The organism is Brevundimonas sp. (genome assembly GCF_032107865.1).
In the GTDB taxonomy this organism is placed as follows: Bacteria; Pseudomonadota; Alphaproteobacteria; order Caulobacterales; family Caulobacteraceae; genus Brevundimonas.
Genome location: NZ_DAMCNG010000159.1, coordinates 1 through 3,377 on the forward strand (window position 1 = coordinate 1; position 3,377 = coordinate 3,377).

Annotated in this window: 5 protein-coding genes; 2 read left to right on the forward strand and 3 right to left on the reverse strand. The window is 69.9% G+C overall.

The genetic code is table 11. The features are described 5' to 3' along the window. Positions 1-112: 112 nt before the first annotated feature. Together RT567_RS12285 and RT567_RS12290 are read right to left on the reverse strand one after the other, a co-directional pair. Positions 113-379 (reverse strand): head-tail connector protein, encoded by a 267-nt coding sequence (locus RT567_RS12285; protein ID WP_128115983.1) that lies wholly within the window; start codon positions 377-379, stop codon positions 113-115. Positions 380-595: 216 nt separating this feature from the next. After that, positions 596-1,822 (reverse strand): phage major capsid protein, encoded by a 1,227-nt coding sequence (locus RT567_RS12290; protein ID WP_313576615.1) that lies wholly within the window; start codon positions 1,820-1,822, stop codon positions 596-598. 127 nt (positions 1,823-1,949) lie between these two features. Here RT567_RS12290 and RT567_RS12295 point away from each other — a divergent pair, with 127 nt between their 5' ends. Both RT567_RS12295 and RT567_RS12300 read left to right on the forward strand, forming a co-directional pair. After that, positions 1,950-2,381 (forward strand): hypothetical protein, encoded by a 432-nt coding sequence (locus RT567_RS12295; protein ID WP_313576616.1) that lies wholly within the window; start codon positions 1,950-1,952, stop codon positions 2,379-2,381. A 3-nt stretch (positions 2,382-2,384) separates the two neighbouring features. Continuing rightward, the gene (locus tag RT567_RS12300; protein WP_313576617.1) at positions 2,385-2,915 is read left to right on the forward strand and encodes a shikimate kinase; all 531 of its coding nucleotides are present in this window, start codon (positions 2,385-2,387) and stop codon (positions 2,913-2,915) included. A 3-nt stretch (positions 2,916-2,918) separates the two neighbouring features. Here the strand turns inward: RT567_RS12300 and RT567_RS12305 are convergent, their stop codons facing one another. Then, entirely contained in the window at positions 2,919-3,353 is a 435-nt protein-coding gene (locus RT567_RS12305; RefSeq protein ID WP_409516175.1) for an HK97 family phage prohead protease, read from the reverse strand. Between the last annotated feature and the right edge of the window lie 24 nt (positions 3,354-3,377).

The following is a 3,377-nucleotide window of genomic DNA, read 5'->3' on the forward strand; positions in this document are numbered from 1 at the left end:
AGCGCCAGCCACAGCGACCCGACCGGCTCATAGCTGACGACCTGCCCGCCATAGGGCGTCTGCGCCGCCACCGGCCGCACCAGCACCGCCACCACCTTCATCGCGCCCGCGCTCACAGCCGCACCACGCGATAGGGCGCGATCCACCCCTCGACCGGCGCCGCGCTCATCTCGCCGTCGCCGCGCTCATAGGCGCGCATCACCAGCATCATCACCGCCAGCCTCAGCGGCGCCGCAGAGGTCGAGATCAGGCTCAACCCCACCTCCCCCTCCACCCGCGCCCTGGCCGCGTCGATCAGGGTCTGGATCAGCCCGTCCTCCGCCTCATGCTCGACGCGCAGGAACAGCTTCGCCTCCGTGAGGCTCACGGGTGCGCTCATTCAAATCTCCAGTGTTTTCTGCGTCCCTTCTCCCGATGGGAGAAGGTGGCCCGAAGGGCCGGATGAGGGTTCCCGGCCGCCGTCGGCGTCAGCCGTCGCGCAGCGGCTCACTCCGACTGAACCGTCAGCCCCTCACCCTTTCGCCTTGCGGATCGCCTTCGGCTCTCCGAGGCTCAAGCCCTCTCCCGCCGGGAGAGGGCCCAGCTTCAGCGTCCCTTACGAGGCCGCGAACTTCATCAGCTTGATCGCGTCGAAGTTCTGCACCCCGCCGCCCACGCGCTTGGTCGTGTAGAACAGCACATAGGGCTTGGCCGAATAGGGATCGCGCAGCACCCGCACCCCCGCCCGGTCCACGATCAGATAGCCGCGCGCAAAGTCGCCGAACGCGATCGACAGACTGTTCGCCGCCACATCCGGCATGGTCTCGATTTCCGTGACCGGATAGCCCAACAGACTGGCCGTCTCGCCCGGCCGCGTCGCCGGCGACCAGACATAGTTGCCGTCCGCGTCCTTGAACTTGCGCACCGCCGAGACCGTGCGCCGGTTCATCACGAAACGCCCGTTCGGCCGATACTGGGCCTTGGGCGCATAGATCAGGTCGATCAGCTTATCGACCGGGCTGGCGCTGGCGAAAGCGCCCGCCGCGCTCGAGGCTACGACGCCGATCTGGCCCCAGGTCTGCGTCCCCTCGATCGCCGTGTCATAGGCCAGAAAACCCTTGGGCTTGTTGACCCCGTCGCCGCTGACGAAGGCCGCCGTCTCCTGCTCCGCAAAGGCGTCCTCGACCTCGGCCGCCAGCCATTCGTCCAGGTCGATCAGAGCGTCGTCCAGCAGGCTCTGCGTCGCCGCCGGACAGGCGTAGAGATCGGCCGACGAGAACTCCAGCAGCGCCAGGGTCGCCGGGTCGGTCTCCGGGCGCGCCGCCGTCTCTGCAACCCAGCCAGCCTGGACGCCCGCCGTCGACACCGGCTTCCTAAACACGCCCGAGCCGACGGTGCGCACCGTGGCGATCTCGCGCATCGGCGACCCCGCCATCAGGCGGCGCTCGATGGCGCGCTCCGTCTCCGGGGGCACGACATAGCCCGCCGAGTTCGACGCCGACGACAGCCCCGCCTTCAGCTCCAGACCATGCGCCTGACCCGACTTCATATAGCTGTCCCACGCCGCCTTGGCCTCCGGCGCCGCGACCACGGCGGGCGGCTCGGCGCCCAGCATCGGACGACGGCTCTCGCTCAGCGCGCGGTCCATGCGCGCCTGCGCGCTGGCCACCGCCTGATCGATGCGCGCCACCTTCTCCTCCAGCAGCGCATCGGCCGAAGCTTTCTTCTCGATCTCGTCCAGGCGGGCGTCGTTCGCCCCTTTGAACGCCTCGAACGCCGCCATCATCTCGTGCATGGCGGCGCGCGCCTCGGGATGGCCCGAGACGGTCTTGGTCTCTTTCATGGTCTCTCCAGAAAAATGCGCGACCGTCCTGCGGCGCGCCGTCAACCGGGCCAGGCCCGGAACCCGTGCGATCCTTCGTGCATCCGAGGAACCGTGCTACGCCGTCCTCGGATCAAGGGATGGATCAATGTTCAAGATCGCCGTCGCCGCCCTGTCTGCGGTTGGGCTCATGTCATGCACGGCGCATGACGCCTCGGCTCAGCGCCCCGCGGCCGCCTCGCCGTCAGAGGCGCAACGGCTGTCGCCGGGGCCAGGCCGCCTTTCGGCCTACACCTCGGTCAATCAACGGATGTTCGAGACCCTCGGCGCCTGCGAGCATCTCAATCACGACAGCGCCGGCGACCAGGCTTTCGCGGCCCATCTCCGTCGCCACGCCCCGACCGCCGATCAGGCTGAACGCCGCGCCCTGCGTGAGGCCTATGACAGAGGTCGCAGCCCCGCCGTCGCCTCGCGCCAGACGCCCCAAACCTGCGCCATCGCCATGCGCGGCTACCGCCAGGAAACGCCCGGCCTGCACGGCCGCCGCGACGATCGTCCCCTCGCCTCGCCGAAACTCTGAACCATGCAGATCGTCTTCCTTTACGGCCCTGTCGGCGCGGGCAAGCTGACCGTCGGCCGCGAACTGACGCGCCTGACCGGCCTGCCGCTGTTCCACAACCACTTCGTCGTCGACGCCGTCGGCGCCGTGTTCGACTTCGGCTCCGAGTCCTTCATCCGCCTGCGCGAAGCCTTCTGGCTCCAGACCTTCGCCGAGGCGGCCCGCGCCGGGCGCTCTCTCATCTTCACCTTCGCGCCCGAGGCGACGGTGGATCCCGGCTTCCCCGCGCGCGTCCAGACGGCCGTCGAACCGTTCGGCGGCGTCGCGACCTTCATCGCCCTGACCGTCTCGCCCGAAGAACAGGAGCGCCGGATCGTCCAGCCCAGCCGCGCCGCCTTCGGCAAGCTGCAGTCGGTCGATCTGCTGCGCCGCCTCCGCGCCGAGTTCGCCGCCAGCCTGGCCGCCATGCCGCCCGCCGCGCTGACGATCGACACCGAGGCCTGCACGCCGTCGCAAGCCGCCGAGCGCATCGCCGCCCATCTGGCCGACCGATAGGCGTCAGGCGTCCGGCCCCCGCATCCCGAACCGCGCGCCCGGCAGCATCGGAAACGTCACCAGCGACACCTCCCACAACTCGACCGCGCTCAGCACCCTGAGCCGCCCGTCGCGTCGCGCCTTCGTCGCCCGAAAGCCGATCGACAACCCGTCCAGCGCCCCGGCCCGCGTCAGGGCCGCGGCGTAGCGGGCTTCGGCGGACCAGTCCTCGATCCGCCCCTCGACCCACAGGCCGCGCTCGTCCTCGACCATCCGGTCCCAGACGCCGACCACGGCGCGGCTTTCATGCTGATGCAGCATCCGCACCCCGCCCGCGCCGGTCCTGGCCAGACTGTCCGCAAACACCCCGCGCGCCGTCACGTCCCCGTTCAAATCCGCCACGCCCCACAGGGAGGCGTAGCCCTGGATGGCGAGCGCCCCTTTCTCCCTCCCCTTCATGGGGAGGGTGGCTGAGCCGTCAGG

Excerpts from the sequence above, each read along its gene's own strand:
- RT567_RS12285 (WP_128115983.1), bottom strand. The coding sequence starts at position 379 with ATGAGCGCACCCGTGAGCCTCACGGAGGCGAAGCTGTTCCTGCGCGTC.
- RT567_RS12290 (WP_313576615.1), bottom strand. The coding sequence starts at position 1,822 with ATGAAAGAGACCAAGACCGTCTCGGGCCATCCCGAGGCGCGCGCCGCC.
- RT567_RS12295 (WP_313576616.1), top strand. The coding sequence starts at position 1,950 with ATGTTCAAGATCGCCGTCGCCGCCCTGTCTGCGGTTGGGCTCATGTCA.
- RT567_RS12300 (WP_313576617.1), top strand. The coding sequence starts at position 2,385 with ATGCAGATCGTCTTCCTTTACGGCCCTGTCGGCGCGGGCAAGCTGACC.
- RT567_RS12305 (WP_409516175.1), bottom strand. The coding sequence starts at position 3,353 with ATGAAGGGGAGGGAGAAAGGGGCGCTCGCCATCCAGGGCTACGCCTCC.